This window comes from Frankiales bacterium (assembly GCA_016125335.1).
In the GTDB taxonomy this organism is placed as follows: domain Bacteria; phylum Actinomycetota; class Actinomycetes; order S36-B12; family CAIYMF01; genus Longivirga.
The window spans coordinates 1-16,685 of record WGLY01000041.1 but is presented as its reverse complement, the minus strand read 5'-3'; the positions used below and the strand labels follow the sequence as shown (position 1 = coordinate 16,685).

26 protein-coding genes and 1 pseudogene are annotated in these 16,685 nt (G+C 69.9%); 4 read left to right on the top strand and 23 right to left on the bottom strand.

The features are described from left to right. Positions 1–412 precede the first annotated feature (412 nt). The 18 genes and pseudogenes from GC157_18555 to GC157_18470 form a co-directional block, all read right to left on the bottom strand. On the bottom strand, positions 413–820 hold the full coding sequence (locus tag GC157_18555) for a hypothetical protein (protein MBI1379455.1): 408 nt from the start codon (positions 818–820) through the stop codon (positions 413–415). Then, positions 820–1,188 carry a hypothetical protein gene (locus tag GC157_18550; GenBank protein MBI1379454.1) on the bottom strand — a complete coding sequence of 123 codons (369 nt, stop codon included), beginning with the start codon at positions 1,186–1,188 and terminating at the stop codon, positions 820–822. The genes GC157_18555 and GC157_18550 overlap by 1 nt, the downstream gene beginning before the upstream one ends. Continuing rightward, the gene (locus tag GC157_18545) at positions 1,185–1,478 is read right to left on the bottom strand and encodes a hypothetical protein (GenBank protein ID MBI1379453.1); all 294 of its coding nucleotides are present in this window, start codon (positions 1,476–1,478) and stop codon (positions 1,185–1,187) included. The genes GC157_18550 and GC157_18545 overlap by 4 nt, the downstream gene beginning before the upstream one ends. After that, positions 1,478–1,939, bottom strand: coding sequence for a hypothetical protein (locus GC157_18540; GenBank protein ID MBI1379452.1), 462 nt, complete (start codon positions 1,937–1,939; stop codon positions 1,478–1,480). The genes GC157_18545 and GC157_18540 overlap by 1 nt, the downstream gene beginning before the upstream one ends. Next, complete coding sequence (locus GC157_18535) at positions 1,939–2,424, bottom strand: hypothetical protein (GenBank protein MBI1379451.1); 486 nt, start codon at positions 2,422–2,424, stop codon at positions 1,939–1,941. The genes GC157_18540 and GC157_18535 overlap by 1 nt, the downstream gene beginning before the upstream one ends. Continuing rightward, positions 2,411–2,644, bottom strand: coding sequence for a hypothetical protein (locus tag GC157_18530; protein MBI1379450.1), 234 nt, complete (start codon positions 2,642–2,644; stop codon positions 2,411–2,413). The genes GC157_18535 and GC157_18530 overlap by 14 nt, the downstream gene beginning before the upstream one ends. A 196-nt stretch (positions 2,645–2,840) precedes the next feature. Continuing rightward, positions 2,841–3,119 carry a hypothetical protein gene (locus GC157_18525; protein MBI1379449.1) on the bottom strand — a complete coding sequence of 93 codons (279 nt, stop codon included), beginning with the start codon at positions 3,117–3,119 and terminating at the stop codon, positions 2,841–2,843. Next, positions 3,116–3,640 (bottom strand): hypothetical protein, encoded by a 525-nt coding sequence (locus GC157_18520; GenBank protein MBI1379448.1) that lies wholly within the window; start codon positions 3,638–3,640, stop codon positions 3,116–3,118. Before GC157_18520 ends, GC157_18525 begins: the two co-directional genes overlap by 4 nt. Before the next feature lie 119 nt (positions 3,641–3,759). Then, positions 3,760–3,852, bottom strand: a pseudogene (locus GC157_18515) (HNH endonuclease). A gap of 158 nt (positions 3,853–4,010) precedes the next feature. Further along, positions 4,011–4,295, bottom strand: a complete 285-nt coding sequence (locus GC157_18510; GenBank protein ID MBI1379447.1) for a hypothetical protein — start codon at positions 4,293–4,295, stop codon at positions 4,011–4,013. A gap of 38 nt (positions 4,296–4,333) precedes the next feature. After that, positions 4,334–4,639, bottom strand: a complete 306-nt coding sequence (locus tag GC157_18505) for a hypothetical protein (protein MBI1379446.1) — start codon at positions 4,637–4,639, stop codon at positions 4,334–4,336. Next, the gene (locus tag GC157_18500) at positions 4,636–5,424 is read right to left on the bottom strand and encodes a hypothetical protein (protein MBI1379445.1); all 789 of its coding nucleotides are present in this window, start codon (positions 5,422–5,424) and stop codon (positions 4,636–4,638) included. The genes GC157_18505 and GC157_18500 overlap by 4 nt, the downstream gene beginning before the upstream one ends. A gap of 122 nt (positions 5,425–5,546) precedes the next feature. Beyond that, the gene (locus GC157_18495) at positions 5,547–5,873 is read right to left on the bottom strand and encodes a hypothetical protein (GenBank protein ID MBI1379444.1); all 327 of its coding nucleotides are present in this window, start codon (positions 5,871–5,873) and stop codon (positions 5,547–5,549) included. Between the two features lie 10 nt (positions 5,874–5,883). Further along, the gene (locus GC157_18490) at positions 5,884–7,122 is read right to left on the bottom strand and encodes a ParB/RepB/Spo0J family partition protein (GenBank protein ID MBI1379443.1); all 1,239 of its coding nucleotides are present in this window, start codon (positions 7,120–7,122) and stop codon (positions 5,884–5,886) included. Continuing rightward, on the bottom strand, positions 7,119–8,234 hold the full coding sequence (locus GC157_18485; GenBank protein MBI1379442.1) for a hypothetical protein: 1,116 nt from the start codon (positions 8,232–8,234) through the stop codon (positions 7,119–7,121). The genes GC157_18490 and GC157_18485 overlap by 4 nt, the downstream gene beginning before the upstream one ends. A gap of 38 nt (positions 8,235–8,272) precedes the next feature. Continuing rightward, on the bottom strand, positions 8,273–8,506 hold the full coding sequence (locus tag GC157_18480) for a hypothetical protein (protein MBI1379441.1): 234 nt from the start codon (positions 8,504–8,506) through the stop codon (positions 8,273–8,275). Between the two features lie 192 nt (positions 8,507–8,698). After that, entirely contained in the window at positions 8,699–9,076 is a 378-nt protein-coding gene (locus GC157_18475) for a hypothetical protein (GenBank protein MBI1379440.1), read from the bottom strand. 53 nt (positions 9,077–9,129) lie between these two features. Then, a complete protein-coding gene (locus GC157_18470) occupies positions 9,130–9,330 on the bottom strand; it encodes a helix-turn-helix domain-containing protein (protein ID MBI1379439.1) in 201 nt (66 codons plus the stop codon). Between the two features lie 90 nt (positions 9,331–9,420). Between GC157_18470 and GC157_18465 the strand changes: the two genes are divergently transcribed. The 4 genes from GC157_18465 to GC157_18450 all read left to right on the top strand — a co-directional run bounded on the left by GC157_18465 (position 9,421) and on the right by GC157_18450 (position 11,597). Further along, entirely contained in the window at positions 9,421–9,768 is a 348-nt protein-coding gene (locus GC157_18465; GenBank protein ID MBI1379438.1) for a helix-turn-helix domain-containing protein, read from the top strand. Beyond that, positions 9,765–10,175 carry a hypothetical protein gene (locus GC157_18460; GenBank protein MBI1379437.1) on the top strand — a complete coding sequence of 137 codons (411 nt, stop codon included), beginning with the start codon at positions 9,765–9,767 and terminating at the stop codon, positions 10,173–10,175. Before GC157_18465 ends, GC157_18460 begins: the two co-directional genes overlap by 4 nt. A 122-nt stretch (positions 10,176–10,297) precedes the next feature. After that, a complete protein-coding gene (locus GC157_18455) occupies positions 10,298–11,083 on the top strand; it encodes a tyrosine-type recombinase/integrase (protein ID MBI1379436.1) in 786 nt (261 codons plus the stop codon). Between the two features lie 37 nt (positions 11,084–11,120). Continuing rightward, positions 11,121–11,597, top strand: a complete 477-nt coding sequence (locus GC157_18450) for a hypothetical protein (GenBank protein MBI1379435.1) — start codon at positions 11,121–11,123, stop codon at positions 11,595–11,597. A 694-nt stretch (positions 11,598–12,291) separates the two neighbouring features. Here the strand turns inward: GC157_18450 and GC157_18445 are convergent. The 5 genes from GC157_18445 to GC157_18425 form a co-directional block, all read right to left on the bottom strand. Further along, positions 12,292–14,439, bottom strand: a complete 2,148-nt coding sequence (locus tag GC157_18445) for a hypothetical protein (protein ID MBI1379434.1) — start codon at positions 14,437–14,439, stop codon at positions 12,292–12,294. Positions 14,440–14,678: 239 nt separating this feature from the next. After that, complete coding sequence (locus tag GC157_18440; GenBank protein MBI1379433.1) at positions 14,679–14,870, bottom strand: hypothetical protein; 192 nt, start codon at positions 14,868–14,870, stop codon at positions 14,679–14,681. A gap of 298 nt (positions 14,871–15,168) precedes the next feature. Next, a complete protein-coding gene (locus GC157_18435; GenBank protein MBI1379432.1) occupies positions 15,169–15,825 on the bottom strand; it encodes a hypothetical protein in 657 nt (218 codons plus the stop codon). Then, complete coding sequence (locus tag GC157_18430; GenBank protein MBI1379431.1) at positions 15,822–16,229, bottom strand: hypothetical protein; 408 nt, start codon at positions 16,227–16,229, stop codon at positions 15,822–15,824. The genes GC157_18435 and GC157_18430 overlap by 4 nt, the downstream gene beginning before the upstream one ends. A gap of 90 nt (positions 16,230–16,319) precedes the next feature. Then, positions 16,320–16,640: a hypothetical protein gene (locus tag GC157_18425; GenBank protein MBI1379430.1), complete on the bottom strand. Its 321-nt coding sequence runs from the start codon at positions 16,638–16,640 to the stop codon at positions 16,320–16,322. Positions 16,641–16,685 lie beyond the last annotated feature (45 nt).

Genomic DNA, 16,685 nt, shown 5'->3' with positions numbered 1-16,685 from the left:
GTATTACTTCGTGGTGCGGTCGACGTGGCCGGCCGCGATGTGGGGGTGGAGGTGGCCGTAGTGCCATCCGTCCATCACGGGGCATCGGTACACACTCATGTGCTCGCCAGGGTGTTTGCTGTGAGCGACCCGCCTGGCGGCCGCTCTCGAGTCCCACAGGCTCTTCCGGCAGGAGCGGCAGCGGCCCACGTAGTGGATCGCTGGATCGCTGCCCTTGGGCGGTCGCGGAGTCTTCCGGCTCATCAGGCGTCGCCTGCCTGCCGCAGGGTCGCCCGAAGGTCCCCCGCGTGCGCCTCCACCTGATCCGACTCCTCGGCGATGCGCAGGACGGTCGCGGGGTAGGGGCCGTAGAGAACTCTCTGACCGGGCATGAAGGCGTGAATGCCGCTGCGGTGTCCGCACTCGGGGCAGATCACGACTCGCTCCCTTCGGTCGCGTAGTCGAACGTGTACGCCTCGTAGCCCCAGTCCCATTCGACGGTGATCTCCTGCCTGCCCTCGCGGGGCGGCTCGGCCCATACGCGGAAGTCGGACTCGTCGAACCACCAGTAGGCGTTGCAATGCGGCCCCTCGATGGCGGCCATCGAATGCTGGGATTCGATCTCGCAGCCATCGTCGTCTTCGGCCCAATACGGGTGGGTGGCCCATGACCCGTCGACGGCTATGTCAAGGGACCACGTCTCGCAGTCACAGTCGCGCTCCCACCGGCACGCCGCCGTTGGCGGGCTGTCGCAGGTGAACTCCCACCGCCCGTTGAACTCGTGATCGTCCGGGCGATCCGGGTCGTTGGGGTCGGGGACGTACTCGAGGTAGTGAGCCATCACCCCTCCAATCCGGGGAGCGGTTGCATGCCGCGGTCCCGTTCGCGGGTGGCTGCCCGGGTGCGGGCGTGGTGGTCACGGTCGTAGTGCAGGTGGCAGGCCTGGCAGTAGGCGCGGAGATTGCCCGGGTCGCAGTTCTCAGGCGTGTGATCCAGGTGCGCGGTCGTTAGGACCACGGTCGAGCCCGTGCCGAACGCGGGATCGCCGTGACGGTTTCGGCAGCGGCCATCCTCGGCCAGGTGGTAGCCGTCGCGGGCGCACTCGCCGCGGCACTCACAGCGCCACCCCGCCCGGTCCTTCACCCCCGTGCTGATCTGCTTCCAGTCCTCCGGGTAGCGGGCCCTGTTCTCTGCACGGATCGGGCTCACGGCGTGTCCTCGCGGTGGCCTGGCCACTTCGGGTCAAGCCGTCCGACCCGGATCATCACGACCGCGGGCAGCACCCTCTCGTCCGTCATGTACTCCCGATACTCGAGCTCGGTCGCCGAGCGGGTGACCAGGCCGGTCGGGGAGTCGACGAAGATCTCGATCGCGGCACACGCCAGGCAGATCGACACGTCACCCGTGGCCGGGACCGCCTCCTCCATCGTGCTCGACGCCGTCGTGATGCGATACCCGCACGTGTTGCACGCCGCGCCTGGGGCCAGAGAGGTCTCCATCACACGCCTCCCGGCGGGGGTGGATCGAGCTCGAGCAGTTGCCCAGCGCCGACAGCGGCCACGTAGGCGGGCAGCATCCGCTCCCCCATCGTGGAACCGTCGCCCGTGACCAGGAACGCCATGAAGGCCTGCTCCGGCCTGACCAGGCCACGCTCCGTCGACTCGAGAGCCGCCTTGATGAACAGCGCCAGAGCACGCCAGGACTCACGAACGTCCTGCTCCCACCCAGCCCACGCGTCGAACGTCCGTCCCGTCTTCGGGTTCGGTGCCTTCCGCGTGGCGGGCTTGTCCGGCAGCGGCAGGCGCAGCCGGATCGGCAGGCGCACGTGCATGAACTCGACCAGCGCGAAGCCGGGACCGGCGCCGAAGCTGTAGGTCTCCACGCCGTAGCGGGCGAACGTGCGGCCGATCTCCTGCTGGGACGACTGCACGGTGACGCTGGTGCCCTTCGCGTACGTCATCAGGCGCCACCCGCCAGTGCGTTGCAGCGTGACCCGCCCAGGTACCAATGGCGCCACCCGCCGGACTGCATGACCTCGAACGCGAGGATGTCCTGCAGCCAGCCGGGCCACTGCTGGATCGGGTGCGCCGACAGCCACACGCGGGCCTTCCTCGCATCGGGCTTGGGCATGCCGAATCGGATGAGCCGAGCGCGGACCATGTAGGGGCCGCCATGTCGCCAGTCGACGCTGAACTGCCAGCGGCCGGCGTGGTTGGAGGCGTTGAGGGCGCCGGCTCCGGACTGGCGGCGGTCGAAGTCACCTCCGGACTCTCGGCGGAGCACGCATTCGGCGAACGCACGGAACCGGACGGGCACAGCAGCGGCGTTGCGGACGAAGGTCGAGTGGACGCCGCGTGATGGCTGTTGCACGGACCATTCGCGGTCGGTGTCGTGGTGGGCGATCGCCTCGACAACGGCGCCGATGACCAGGTCAGGAAGCATCACGGGTCGCCCCCCGCGCGAGTCTTTCGATCAGCGCAAGGTGTTCGCTGATTGCGGTCAGCCGGTCCACCACGTCGGCGAGCGTTGGCCCGCTCGACTTCAGGACGGTGCCGGCGGCGGGTTCGGCGTGACGGTGGTCTCGGCGCCATTCATGAAACGTCTCGAGGACGATCTCGGCGTCACTCTCGAGGGTTGCTCCACATGAACAGGTCTCGCGGATCATCAGTCGGCCTGCCCCTCCGTGTAGTTCGAATACCTCGACCTGCTCGGAACCGCCCCCAGCTGCCGGACACGGGCCTCAGCCCGACGCCTCGACCGGCGGCGCTCCCGCCGCGTCTCACGCACGTCCCGGATCACCCAGAACGCCACCACGACCAGGACAGGTGCGAACACGACGCCGACACCGGCCAGGAGCGGGTTCATGACTGCCCCCGTCGTTCCCGGATCGCGAGGAGGAAGCGGGCGCGAGCGTCCTCGTCGACGTGGAGGCGCTTCAGCACCTCCAGGACGTGAGCGTCCGTCTCGGCGGCGTCGGCCGCGGCGATGATGTCCAGCGCGAGCGTGCGCGCCTCATCGGGTGTGAGCTGCCCGCTCGACCCTGACCAGGTCAGAAGGACGAATGGGCGGCCTGTGAACGCGGACACTCCCGAGCTGGAGTGCAGCGTCCCGGCTGGCGCGTGCGTGGGATCGCCGGTCATGACGGCTCCTGCCCGTGGACGAGGGGTTCGGTGCAGTCGGGGAAGGCGTCCTCGGCGCCTTCCACCCTGGTGACGAAGCGGAACCCCTGGGCCTGCTTGGGACCGAGGTGGTCATGGTGAGTCGGCGTAGGACCGCACGGGTAGGGCTTGATCGAGTAGGCCACGTCCTCACCCAGCACGGCGAACGCCCGTTCATTGGCGATCTCAAACCCGTCGGGGTCCATGCGCTCCTCGACCCAGGACCACGCCTCGTCACCAGTCAAGCCCTGCTGGAGCGCGTCCGCCAGGAGCGCGATCTGAACGGTGTCGACGTACGCCTGGATGCGGGCGGCTGACTGAATGGGGGCGGCTTGTGGCCATCCGGTGCCATGGACGGCCAGGCCGAGCATCATGGCGTAGAGGCGCGGGACCTCGACGGACAGCGGCCTGACCTCGTAGACGTCGGCTTCTGGGAACAGCTCGTGCGCGTAGCGGCGGATGGTTCGGCGCGCGCGGGTTGCGGTCTCGTTGTCGGTGGTCATGGGATCCTCCAAGGCAGTTGGATGGGAAGGGTGGAGCCGTCGAGCAGGAGCAGCCGCCAGACGCCGTTCTGGTCGCGGTACGGGGTCTGCTCGGGGTCCCAGCCCGTGCGGAGCGCGAGGCCGAGGTCGTAGGCCGTGGCCGGGTTGTGCTCGACCCATCCGTGGTGACCAGTAACCCCCGAACCGCACAGCACCAGCAGGTTCGGCGGCTGGGCGAGCGCGTGGTCGCGGGAGCCGCCCATGCCGCGTGCCTTGCGGTGCTGCAGTGAGTAGCCGTGGACGCCGTCCAGGGGGCCGTGGCAGTACTCGCAGCGGAAGCCGGCACGGACCAGGCACAAGGAGCGGACCTCGGGACTAACGGTCGAGGGGGTCACAGGTGACCCCCGGGGATCGGTGTCGTCGTGTACGCGACGTGCAAGGCGCGATCGCTGGTGGCGCGGCTGTTCGGGGCGGTGATCTCGGGCCAGGCGAACACCTGGCCACGGGCCGTGACCCATCCGCGCTCGGCATGGAACAGGGAACCGAACCCGACGATCAGACTGCCGATGCCGGGCTCGTGCCGTGGGTCCACGGGCGAGAGCCGGCGGCCGAGTTGCACGCCGATGCGGATGTAGGAGCACGGTGAGCAGGTCGAGGGCGGGACGGCGCTGTCCACGAGCGGGCAGCCGGGCAGGTGAGCGGGCGTGGTGGCTGTCATGGGGTGCCGCCGTGCTGGGTCAGGGCGGCGCGGGCCCCGGCGATGCCGCGTTCGGCGGCGTCGTACTTGTCGGGCTGGTGGTGGCACGGATGCCCGTTCAGGTAGCCGGTGTCGTCGCACAGCGGGCAGTCGTCGATCGCCGTGCGGGCCGATGCGGCCCTGTCCGCGGTGCGTGTCCGGTGGGCGGGGTGGTCCCGGGTGGCTTCGAGCGCGGCCGTGCAGGCCTTGCACGGGTAGTAGGCGACCTCGTCCTGATGCGCGGCGCACCGGTCAGGGCGCGTGGATGGATCGGGGGCGCTCATGCGACACGCTGCCGGCGGAGAGGTTTCGTGTCGTCGACGTAGTCGATGTCGTGGCCCGCGGCCTTGGCGCGTTGGATGCGGCGGGCCAGGTTGAGCGGGTCGGCGCCGAGGCGGGTCGCGGCGAGGGTGATTCGGCCGCCGTGCTGGTCACGGGTGTGCTCGAACTCGAGGAGCATCTCGTCCCGGGTGATCGGCGTCGACGTGGCGAGGTGCGGTTGCGCGTCGCGGGTGTCGAGGTCGTCGTCATCCCACGCGAGCGGCGGGGCCCAGTTGTTCTGCTTGGCGATGGTGCGGGCGAGGGCGGACGGGCCGGGGGTCATGGCCAGGGCGTCGTACAGGCGGGATATTTCTATGGCGGTGCCGGAGCGGACCGTGGGGTGGCGTGCCTCGCGGATCGCGCGGAGCTGGGGGAACGTCTCGGTCGTGCGGGCGGCGAGGGCGGGCAGCGTCCATCCGATCGCGGCGAGCGCCTGGAGGCGGCGGCGTGAGCCGACGGCGGAGATGCGGTAGTTGGGGCCTGGGACGGGTGGGGTGCCGGGCTCGACGGCGAGGAGCCGCTGGGCGGTGGTGCGGGAGATGGACGGGCGGCGGAGGAACGTGTTCAGGGAGGTTTCCGGGGAGTAGCCGGCGGCGAGGACGATGGCCCGGTTCGACATGCCTGCGGCGTGGAGCCGGTCGATATGGCTACGGATGAGGTCGGTGGGGACGCGGTGGTGGACGCCGCGGGCTCGCTCGAGCCGGTACCGCTTCATGCGGCGGCGGTTCTCCTCGGGGGTGTAGGGCACGGCTCCTCCTGGGGTGGTTCGTAGTGCTCAGCGATGTAGTGGTCGTGAAGGCCTCGGCGGGCGGTCAGGCGGTCGCTGGCGGGCTCCTGCCGGTCGCACAGGGAGCACCTCCACCACGCCACCTAGGCGCCGGTGTCGGACTCGTCGAGTACTCCGCCGAGCGCGTAGCGGATCTCGGCCCGGGCGAGCTCCTCGCCGATGCCGATGCCCAAGTCGATGAGTTGCGTGCACAGCGCCTCGAGCGGTTCGACGATGCGGGGCATGCTCGGTGACGTGATCGCCAGCCGGTACAGGGGCTCGTCGTTCTCGTCAGGAGCCTCGTCGGGCGTGGCCTCGTCGGGGTGGGCGGTGTCGTAGGCGTCGCGGACGCGGTTGGGGACGGTGCCGCGGGCTGGACAGTGCATGCCTTGCTCGGCTGCCCAGGTGCGGATCTCGGCGTTGGTGGCCATGGCGGTCCTCTCAGGTGGTGGTGTCGTCGTCGGGCGCGGCGGCGGTCTTCTTCTTCGCTGGGGTCTTGCGGGCCGGCTTCGGCTTCGCGTAGTTGCCGGATGCGAGCTCGGCCTCCTCGGGGGTGGGCTGGTAGTCGAGGTGCTCGACGAGCCAGCGCACCAGGCGAGGGCCGCTGCTGTCCTTGTCCCACCATGAGTAGCCGTAGTCGTAGTCCTCGAGCAGGCCGAGGTCGCAGGCGAGAACGATGACGAGCGCCTGGGCGTCCGTCAGGGCGGTGGCATGGGGGGCGATCGCGTTCCGGTACTCCGCCGCCTGCCAGGAGTTGTGGACCGTGGCCCGCGCCATCGCCGCCAACGGTCCGGGCAGGACGACGGTCTGCCCGGCGAGCTCGACGAGGCGTGCAGTGACCCAGGGGACCCGGACCTCGGCGGCGATCGTCGCGGCCTTGCCCAGCGCCTCGGTGCGTGGATGGCGGGCCTTCCAGTCACTGTCGGACGCCCGGTTCGACGGTTCCGGCTTGGTGGGCTTCTCCGGGATGGGTTCGCCGGCGGCCTTCGCGGCCGCGACCGCAGCCCGGTAGTCCTGCTGGGCCTTGCGGCGCTCCTCCCGCTGGCGGGCCTTCTCCGCGCGGCGCTTCTGCTCGTCCCGCCACGACGCGTCCGTGGCCTTCCACGCGAACGACGTGGAGCCGGTGAACTTCTCCAGCCAGTCGCGGCGCTCCGCGTCCTTGATCCCCGCCAGGGTGATCGCGTGCTCGATCGGGATCTGCCCCTCCCACACCCGGTCATGGGTCGGCTCGGGCAGCACGAACAGGCTCACCCGGTCCGAGACGTGCGCGGCCTTGCGGCCCGTCGCCTTCGCGATCTGCGCCGGCGTCAGGCCGGCGAGGTGGAGCTGCTCGAACGCGACCGCTTCCTCCCGCTCGGTCAGGCCGTCACGCTGCAGGTTCGCGACGAGCTGCAGGGTGATGCGGCTGGCGTCGGTCTCGGGCGTGGCGCGGACGACGCACGGGACCGTGGCGAGCTTGGCCTTCTTCGCGGCGGCGTAGCGGCGGTGACCGTCGAGGATGATGTAGCCGGTGCCGTTCGCGGTGACGACGAGGGGTTCGATGATGCCGACCTCGGCGATGGATGCGGCGAGGCCGGCGATGTCGCGGTTCGCGTCGCGGACATTCGTCCCGGCCCGCAGATCCGACAGTGGCAGCTCTCGGTACTCGGTGGCGGTCATGGTGTGCTCCTGGGTGGTCATCGGCGGACGGGAGGGTGGGGGATGAAGGGGGCGATCCCGACGGTCGTGTGCTCGTCGGTGAGGAGGACGCGGCGTGACGTCGAGCCGCCGGTCACGGTGATGTCGCCGGGCAGGAGCTGGGCCGCGGCTTCCAGCGCGTCGAGGGGCAGGCTCGGGGACCAGCGGCCTTCCACTGATGCGTCCTCGAACCGGGTCCCGGTGGCGAGGTAGGCGACGACACCGTCATCGAGGAGGGCCGGGCTGCCGGCGCGGGCGCCGAACGCGGCATAGTGGCGTGACAGTTGAGGCTGCGCCGCGCGGATCGCGTCGATCGCCGGCTCGAGTGCGCCCCGGCTGAGCAGCATCGCCCAGGTGTCGCGATCGCCGTGACCAGTGAGCAGACCGGTCAGGTCCGGGTACTGGCCAGCAGGGACCTCTCTGCTGATCACGATCTGGATGCCTGACGTGACAGCGATGAGCTGCAGCGCCGGTGCGACGCCGCGGGGTCGCTCGATCCGCGCAGCCGCCACGCTGAGGCGGCCGATCGTGTGCCGGTCGTGAACGGCGGCCAGCGTGTCGACGACGTCGAGAGGGATGAGGACGTCGACCGGGTTCGGAGTGGCCAGCGACGTCACCGACCGGGCCGCCCTGTCACGGCGGGCGGCGTCCGCGACGAGGAGGCCGTCGATCGTATGCCAGCGGACGTTGTTCAGGACGGGCAGCGTCTCGTAGTAGTCGCCCTGGGCGATCGCGGCGACGGCGAGCAGCTGGCGGATAGTGTGGGGGTCGTCGAGGCGGAGCAGCGGGCTCTTGTCGGCCTGCCAGTTGGATCCTTCGCCGGCGTCGAGGCGGGGAAGATGCCACTGCGCGTAGCCGGGGTCGGTGACGCGCATGTGGTCGCCCGCAGGTTCGAGCTCTAGTGTCGACCGGCCGCGGGCGGCGGCGTGAGCGACGATGCTGCTGAACGCCTCCCCGTCGACGGCAACGCCCAGACGGAAATCCGTCACGGCGATCGGGAGGTACACGTCCACGCTGATGTCGAGGTCGGACCACTGCACCGCGTGGTCGTGGACGGTCACGCGTGGAGGGAACGCCAGCTCCATTGACGACCAGAAGGAATCGAGGACCTCCATCGCGGCCGCGAGAGGACCGACCGGGAGTAGACGGGCCGTCATGACACGCCCACCAGGTGGCGGCGCCTCGCCTCCGTGCGGGCGGTCGCGATGGCGGGGGCGGGATCATGGAGCTGGCCGCGGAGCTCCTCCGCCGCGATCAGCAGGACATCGGCACGGGCCTGACAGCGAGCCAGGCGGGTCTCCGCGAGGCGGGCGCGGCGGCGAGCGCGGATCCACAGCACCAGGAACACGATCGCGGTGCCGATGAGGATCAGGTCGAGAGAGTTCACAAGCGGGTCCTTCCGGGCATGCCAAACAGGCGAGGCGTCGAATGAGCGGGTGGTCTGGGGGTGACCGGCCAGGCTTTCCCTCCACCGGCCGGCCACCCCCAGTTGCGCTGCCACTCCCGGGGTCGAGACGGGAGAGGCGCCACTGTCCTGCCAGCCAGGTGGCGGGGGAAGACACCCAGCCGGCAGGACGATCTAGGGAGAAGGCCCCCGCGACCGTGCAACCAGTCGCGCAGCACGAAGCGCCACCCGGTGCAGCTCCTCGTCCGACAGGCGAAGCCAGTACCGTGGCCCGGGACCGGCGGACAGGTGCATCGTCAGGGCCTCCCGCCATTCATCGAGGGCGCCGAGGAGACCGTCTTCCTTCGCAGGGTCGACGTCGAGACCAGGGACCGGTGGACGCTGCGCCTCACCCTCGGGTGTCCCCTCGCCGTCAAGGAGGAGTAGCCGGACACCGAGGAAGCGGCCGTCGGCCCGACCGGGCCGGATCGCCGCGTGCCTGAGCGTGGCCGGTACCCACACGTACACCGCCCCGCCATCGACCGTGACCTGCGAGATGTCGAGCGGGTCCACGCCAGCCGCCTCCGCAAGCGGTCGCAGCACATCCAGACTGACCGTCGGGGCGGTCACGACACACGCTCCGCAGCAAGACGTTGCACGTCAGACCGGGCAAGCAGATAGGAGCCGGTGCGGCCAGGCAACTTCCGCGTTGGGATGAGCTCTCCAGCTGCGATCTGACGGAGCACCGTCTTTCGATCGACGCCGATCAGAGCCGCTGCTTCGGCTACCGTGATCTCGATACTAGGATTTGGCTCGGTCTTGGGCACGGGCCCAAGTTAGGACCGTGCCCCTAAACGTGTCAAGTACATCGTCGGGGAATGTTGCGAAATCTGGGCCGGATGCCGTAACTTGGGCACATGACCGCAGACACCAGCAGGGGATCATTCCCCGAGATCACCGTGCATCATCGGCTGCGCATTGCTCGTGAGTGGGCCGAGATGGATCAGCGCGAACTCGCCTCAGTCACCGGTATCGCACGCAACACGATCAGCAACTACGAGCTCGGCACCACGGCGCGCGTCAAGCGCCCCTATGTTGCGCAGATCGCCCTCGCGACAGGCGTGCCATTGGAGTGGATCTTGACTGGCGACATGCCCCAGGCTCCGGACGGCGACGATGGGTGCGCCGCCAGGGACTCGAACCCCGAACCCGCTGGTTTAAGCGCAGCCCCGGTAATCCCGATCGGACGGAAGCAGGTGGCGTGATGAGCTGGAGCAGGGAGTCGCTGGGCGACGATCACGAGGGATGGTTCGCTGCCGTCTTGCCGGACGGGTTCGGAGTGGCCTATCAGGGCACGCGCATCGGGGTTCGGCTCACCGACGCTCTCGGCCGAACGCTGGCGGGCAGCGAGCTGGTGTGGCGCGAGGCGAGCGAGGTCATCGGCTGGGTCACGGTGTGCGAGTGCGGGTGGAGGGGCATGCCCGTTCGTCGGGCCTTCGATCCCATCGAGGCCATCACATCCCAGCGGCGGTTCGCCGCGGATGATTACGGGGATCCCGTGGACTGGATGAATCGGCCCGTCAACGTTGAGGAACAGCTCGGCCACCCGGAGTGGGCAGCGCACTGCGACTTCGTCGAGCGAGTCGGGGTAGGTGAGCCGAGCTCGCTCTAACGGCAGCGCTGTTCACGGTTGACGACTTGGCCACAATCGGTTGCCGAGCGGGCAGGTTAAGCGGAAGCGTGACGAGCCGATGCCCTGGCAGCGGGTCCGGGCCAAGCGCTCAGGGAGGCCCCATGGAACGGGGGAAACGAATCGTTGAGGAATGGCTCCGTTGGCTCGAGGCGGGCGACACGTCGCCGGGCACCGTGGTGCTGCGGCGATCGCAGCTGATCCGGCTCGCGGCACGGGTGCCGCTCCTAGATGCGGACGAAGACGATCTCGTCGCCTGGCTGGCCACCGTCGGGTGGAGCACGGAGACGCGACGTAGCGCGCGAGCCGCGGTGCGCGGCTTCTACCGATGGGCTCACCGCGCCGGCTACATCGACAGCGATCCGTCGCTCTGGCTGCGTCCGATCCGACCCGCATCGCCGAGGCCGCGACCGATCCCGGAGCCGGCCTTGGCTGAGGCGTTGCTGCGAGCCGATCGCGAGCGCACCCTCATGCTGCTGCTGGGTGCCTACGCGGGGCTTCGACGTGCAGAGATCGCGCGCGTGCACGGCACCGACGTCGAGGGGCCAACGCTGGTCGTGCGTGGGAAGGGCCGGAGGGTTCGTCGCGTCCCCATCCATGTCCGTCTCGAACCGCACCTCACGCACCTCGAGGGATGGGCCTTCCCCTCGCCGCGCCGCCCCGGTTTCCCGGTCGGCGAGACGTACATCCGCGATCGCCTGGGCGAGGTACTGCCTGAGCCGTGGACACCCCACTCGCTGCGGCACCGGTTCGCCACCCAGGCCTACCGCGTCGGGCGAGACCTCGTCGCCGTGCAAATGCTGCTGGGCCATGCCCGCATCGAGACGACCCGGCTCTACGTCGCGATCGAAGATGAAACCCTCGCCGACACCGTCAGAGCGGTAGCCTGACAGCGAGCAGCCGCATCCGGGGCGACGGGGAGACATCATGGGTCTGTTCCACAGAAGGCCGAAGACACCACCGATCGAGATCGCCGAGTGGATCATCATCGGGGAGGACGAGCAGTGGAATTTCGACATCGTCGGGGAGTCCAAGTACCAAGCCGCGATCGGTAAGGCCGTGGCGAAACACGGCAGCCGCGACGAGCGAGATGTCGGCCGGATGGTGCTCGCCGCTGGGGAGGCCGTCGTGCAGCCGGAGCCTGACAACCCTTTCGACCCCATGGCGGTGCGGGTGACGATCGACGGCCAGACGGTGGGCTATGTCCCCCGCGAGCAGGCGGAGAGGTTCGCCGAGGTCTGTCGCTACATGATCCACGAGGTGCACGGGAAGCCGCTGGCCAACGCTTTCGCGTGGCGTGCCAGCGTGGACGCGCGGGTCGGATGGCTTCCCGGTGCCCCCGATCTCGTGTACGGCGTCAAGTTGAGCCTGCCGGATGACTTCTGGGATTTGGACCAGTCGTGAAACGCGGCGTCGCCGCCTCGCGGTGCAGTGGCGGTGCGGGGCCTATGCCAGGGGGAGGAAGGACTTCATGAGCCAGTTGATCAGGCGGCGGGTGACGGGCGGCCAAATGGTGGTCCTGTCTCAGCGATCGGGGGTTGCCCCATGGCGATGACCGCCTGTCCCGAGTGTCACACACCCGTCTCGTCTGAGGCGATTCGCTGTCAGGCGTGTGGAGCGCCGGGGCCGCGTAAGCGCAAGGTGACGACCGTGATCCTCGGCCTCGTGGTGCTCGGCGTCTTGATTGTCGGTGGCATTGTGGCCACCCTGCAGGCCTTCAACGCCGGCGGCGCGTTGTCTGGCCAGTGACTCACCCACTCATGACGAAAGTGCCCCCGCACCCGGCCTTTGTGGGCCGGGTGCGGGGGCACTCGTGTGGGCAGCTCGCGTGGTTCAGGTGATTTCGAGGTCCCCGCAGTCGATGACAGGGGTCTCGGGGGCGCTGTCGATGCGGGCCCACACCTTTGTAGTAGCCGACGGCCAGGCCGGAGATGAGGACGCCGATCTTGCCCGCCGAGGGCGTCGGCTGCTGACCAGGTGGAGGGGCGGGTGCCGACGAGGGCGACGGCGACCTCGACTCCTGTGGTCACCTCTACGCCATCCACGGTGACGGTGATCGGCTGGAACTCGACGGTCTCACGGGGGTACCGGTTGCGGGTCATGTGGTTGCGTCCCATCTTCGTGCGGGCAGGGTGGCGGTGCTGCGGGGTCGGGCGAGGACACCGGCCTTCGGAACTGGGGCTGGCAGGTGGCCACGGGTGCCGCGTCCGGGAAGGACGGCTTCCCAGCGGCGGGCGTCGAGGCGGCCATCGACGGTGATGTCTGCCAGGAGCAGCGCGATGATAGCGGCCTGTCCGGCGGACGCGGCCAGTGCAGTGGCGGTGACCTGGTGCAGGCTGGTGGGCGCGGCGGTTCCGTTGCTGGTGGCTTGCGCGTCGGCGGCGATGACGCAGGTGAGGGTGATCACCGACGCGCCTGCGGTCACCGCAGCCCCGGACGCGGCAGCCGCCCACACGGCGTCGACCGGCGTGAGGGCGGCGCTGCCGGCAGATGTTGAGGTGCCGGCAGCGGTCAGTGGCTGGGCGTCGGCGGGAATGAGCGCGGCCGCACCGATCGAGGTCGAGTCCCCGGTCGAGGTGACGGCGTGCAGGCGGGTGGCGTCGGCGGTTCCGGTGCTGGTTGCTGTCCCGTCGGCGGTCAGGCTGAGGGTGCCGGTCATGGTGGCGGCGGCGGAGCCGGCCGAAGTCGAGGCGCCTGCTCCGATCGCCGAGTGGGTGATGGTGGCGGCGGCGGTTCCCGTGGACGTCGCGTCGCCGCTGGCCGATAGGTCCCAGACGGCATCATCCATAGCGATGCCGGCAGACCCGGCACTCAGGGAGGTCGCCCCGGCGATCGCTGTGTGAGTCTGGGAGATCGTGGCGTCGCCAGTCGAACCAGCCGCTCCGGTGGCAGCGGCAGCCCAGACCGCGTCGTCGACGGTCAGGCCGGCTGCGCCACCGGATGTGGACTGGCCACTGGCAGTGAGCTCCCATGCGGCGTCGAGCGTGGTGACGTCAGCGGACCCGGCCGAGGCGCTGGACCCGGCGCTCGATGCGGCGAGGGCCCACGTGATCGCAGCGGTGCCGGTGGAGGCGGAGCTGCCCGCCGCTGTCGCGAGCCACAGGGCCTCGACCATGGTGGCGGCGGCGCTTCCCGCGGATGCGGCGGAGCCGGTCGCGGTGAGGGTCCAGAGGGCGTCGATCTGCGTCAGGACGGCTGTGCCGGCCGACGCTGACGCCCCGGTCGTGGCGACCTGCCCGGTGGCCGTGAGTGCGGCGGTGCCGGTCGAGGCGCTGACGCCCGCACTGGATGCGACCCAGGCGGCGTCGACCTGGGTGAGCGCCGCCGTGCCGGTCGAGGCGCTTGACCCTGCCGCGGCAGCAGTAAGGGACTGCCTGAGTGCGGCCGCACCGGTCGAGGCGGAGCCACCATTGGCGGTGACTCGACTCGTGGCGATGACAGCAGCTGACCCGGCCGACGTGGATGCGCCGGACGTGGCGGCGGCCCAGACGGCGTCCACCTGAGTGACGGCCGCGGCACCCGTGGAACCGCTGGTGCCGGTGGCCGTGGCGGCCAGCAGGGCGCGGATCGCCGCGACGCCGCTGGAGTTGCTGGTGCCGCTGCAGGCAGCCGGAAGGGCGGTGGCCGGCGTGTAGGCAGCGAGGTCGGAGTAGGTGGGGATGCCGCTGGTCAGGGTCGACATGGCGCCATAGGTCGCGAACGTGGCGGCTAGGCGGCCGTACGTCCACGCGAGCTCAGCGGCGCCGCTGGCTGCCGACGTGGACGTGCCGGAAGCGGAGACCAGGAACAGGCCGCCGAGCACGGCGCTGCCGGTCGAGGTTGAGGCTCCGGTCGTGGTGACCTGCGCGGCGGCGCGGACGGCAGCAGTACCCGTGGACGCTGATGCTCCGGTGGCTGAGACTCGCCCGACGGAAGTCAGCACGGCGCTGCCGGTCGAGGTTGAGGGGCCCGAGCTGGAGGCGGAGTGGGTGACGCCGGCACTGTAGGTGGCGGCCCAGGTGATCGCGTCGACCTGGACCGAGGCACGGGAGGAGGGGGAACCGCCCACGGCGGAGCAGGCGATCTCGATCTCGATGTCAGGGCTGCCCGTGTTCGCCGGGGTGAACGTGAGGGCGACGTCCTGGCTGGTGGCCGAGGTGATCGACTGGCCGCTGACGAGGGTGGCGATCGCGACACCGTTCTCGTACTGGGTGACGGTGATCGTCGGGGTGCCGCTGCCAGTCGCCTTGCGGCAGCGGACGGTCACGGGACTGGCTCCCGGTCGTCGTCCCGTCCAGCGCGCCCATCTGCCAGCGGGACGTCCACGACGTGTTGCCGCTGTCCGTCGTCCATGTGCCGTCCGGCGCCCCGAGGGCGTTGTTCGGGCTGGTGCACGACCCCGTGAGGTGGGAGGTGGCGTACAGCGTGGTGGTCGCCATGCGCCGCCTCCCTCACGACGGTCCAGTGGCGCACTCGTGGCGCCGGTGTCAGGTCGAGTGAGCGGGGCTAGTCGACCGTGATCTTGAACGCCCCGGCAGCGATCTGCACGGAGTCGTTCGTCCCTGGGGTGCGTGAGGTGTCGAGCGTCCAGATCTGCTCGATCGTGCCCGTCGTGCCGGAAGCGGAGGTGACCAGAGCGGCGTGGGTGATGGTGGCGCCGGTACCGGCGGTGAACGGGCCGCGTGTGTAGCTGCGCACTGTTGGAGGCCTCCATCACGCTGGACCCGTTCAGGGCAGGGGTCGAGAAGGCCGCGGCCTGCCGCGCGTAGCCGGTGGGCGCCGTACTCGGTCATGGTGGCCGGGGTCGTGGTGTCGGAGGGCGCCGCGGTCAGCAGGGCGATGTACTTCGTTGCCGCGGTGACGGTGGCGCGCCCGGTGACGGCGTCCAGGGCCTTGGCGGATCCAGCGTCCGAGAACTCTCCAGCCATTGTCGTGCTCCTTCGCGATGAGTGAATGAGTGAACGTGCGGGTGCCTAGTGGCGTGAACGGGGTGGAGTCACGCCCGGCCGTCGACGTGGTCGTGGACGTAGGCGCGGATCGTCTGCTCGCCGCGGGAGCGGTCCTTGCGGTACTTCTGCGCGATGCGGATCACGGCCCGCCACCAGGCGAGGTCCTGGCGGGTGTCGACCTTCCGGGTCGGCGCCCAGGTGCGGTGCAGGATGACGCGGCCGACCCGGAACGAGCGGGGACCGAGGCGCATGACGTCGAGCAGCGCCGCGCACAGGTACGCGACGGAGATGACCTGGTCGATGGTCATGCCGCCGGGCTTCCCATTGATCCGCGGAGACGTGCCGAGGGATTCGATCTCGATGCCGTAGGTGCGGGAGTTCCCCCGATCCCTGCCGATGGTCAGGGCCTTGGTGATCCGCCACGGGCCGCCCTTGCCGGCGTGGTACGCGCCGCTCGTCGACAGGACATGCACGGTCCCGTCACGGCCGACGAGGAAGTGGCAGTTCCGGTACGGCGGGTAGGACCCGCGCATGCAGAAGGCGAGCGAGTCGGTGCCGGCGGTGTGGTGCAGGACGATGCCCTGCATGTCGTTCGCCCCGTGGTACGGGTCGATCCGTGGAGAGTCCCAGCCGGCCTCGAGGACGACCGGGACCCGCCATTTCGCCTTGAGGTGCCGGGCGAGCCGCTTGGGGGTGACGATCATTCGTGGCCCCCGTCCTGCCACTGCAGCTCATCAGTAACGGCGGCCGGCAGGTTGCCCAGGGAGATCGTGGTGCCGGTGACCGAGAGGACCGCCGCCAGGACGGGAAGTGCCAAGCCGACCGTGGCGGCGTCCAGGACCCCGAACAGCACGAGGAGGGCGGACGCGGCCGCACCGATCGAGTACACCCACCATCGCCAGGCAGCGGACGCGTTCGCCGCTCCGAGGACGCCAGCCGTGAGGCCGAGGACCGCCTGGGCGAGGAACAGCCACACGGAGATCGCGTCACCGGTGATGATCCCGAGCGCGGCGAGCAAAGGCGCCGCCACGCGGACGACCTGGTAGATCCGCTTGCGATGGTCGACGACCGCGAACCACGCGATCAGGACGGCGATGAGACGGGGCATGACGAAACCTCCGGGTGAGGGACTGGCGGCGTGCATGGGGTCACGGTCACGTCGGTGGGGTGACCGCGGGTGGAAGCGGCAGGTGTCGAGTCAGACGCGGGCGACTATCGAGATCACGGCGACCGCGACGGCGAGTGCGGCGACGATGACAACGGCGATCGCGACGGCGTTGGGCTTCGGGGCCTTGTCGGCCTTCAAGGCCGCGATCTCAGCCTCGGCCTTGCCAATTCGCTCGCCCTGGGAGTGGATCGAGTCGGAGTGGGAGTTCAGGCGCTCGTCGTGCTTGGACAGGAGGGCCGCCATGTTGTCGTGGTTGCCCGTGACGGAGTCCATCTTCTTGTCCAGCTGCTGCAGCAGCTGGTACATGTCAGAGAGGGTCACCCGGACGGCGGGCTCTGGCGACTCGCTCACGCTCGCTCCTCGCGTTCCGTGTGTGGGGAGTGGCTGCAGGTTGGT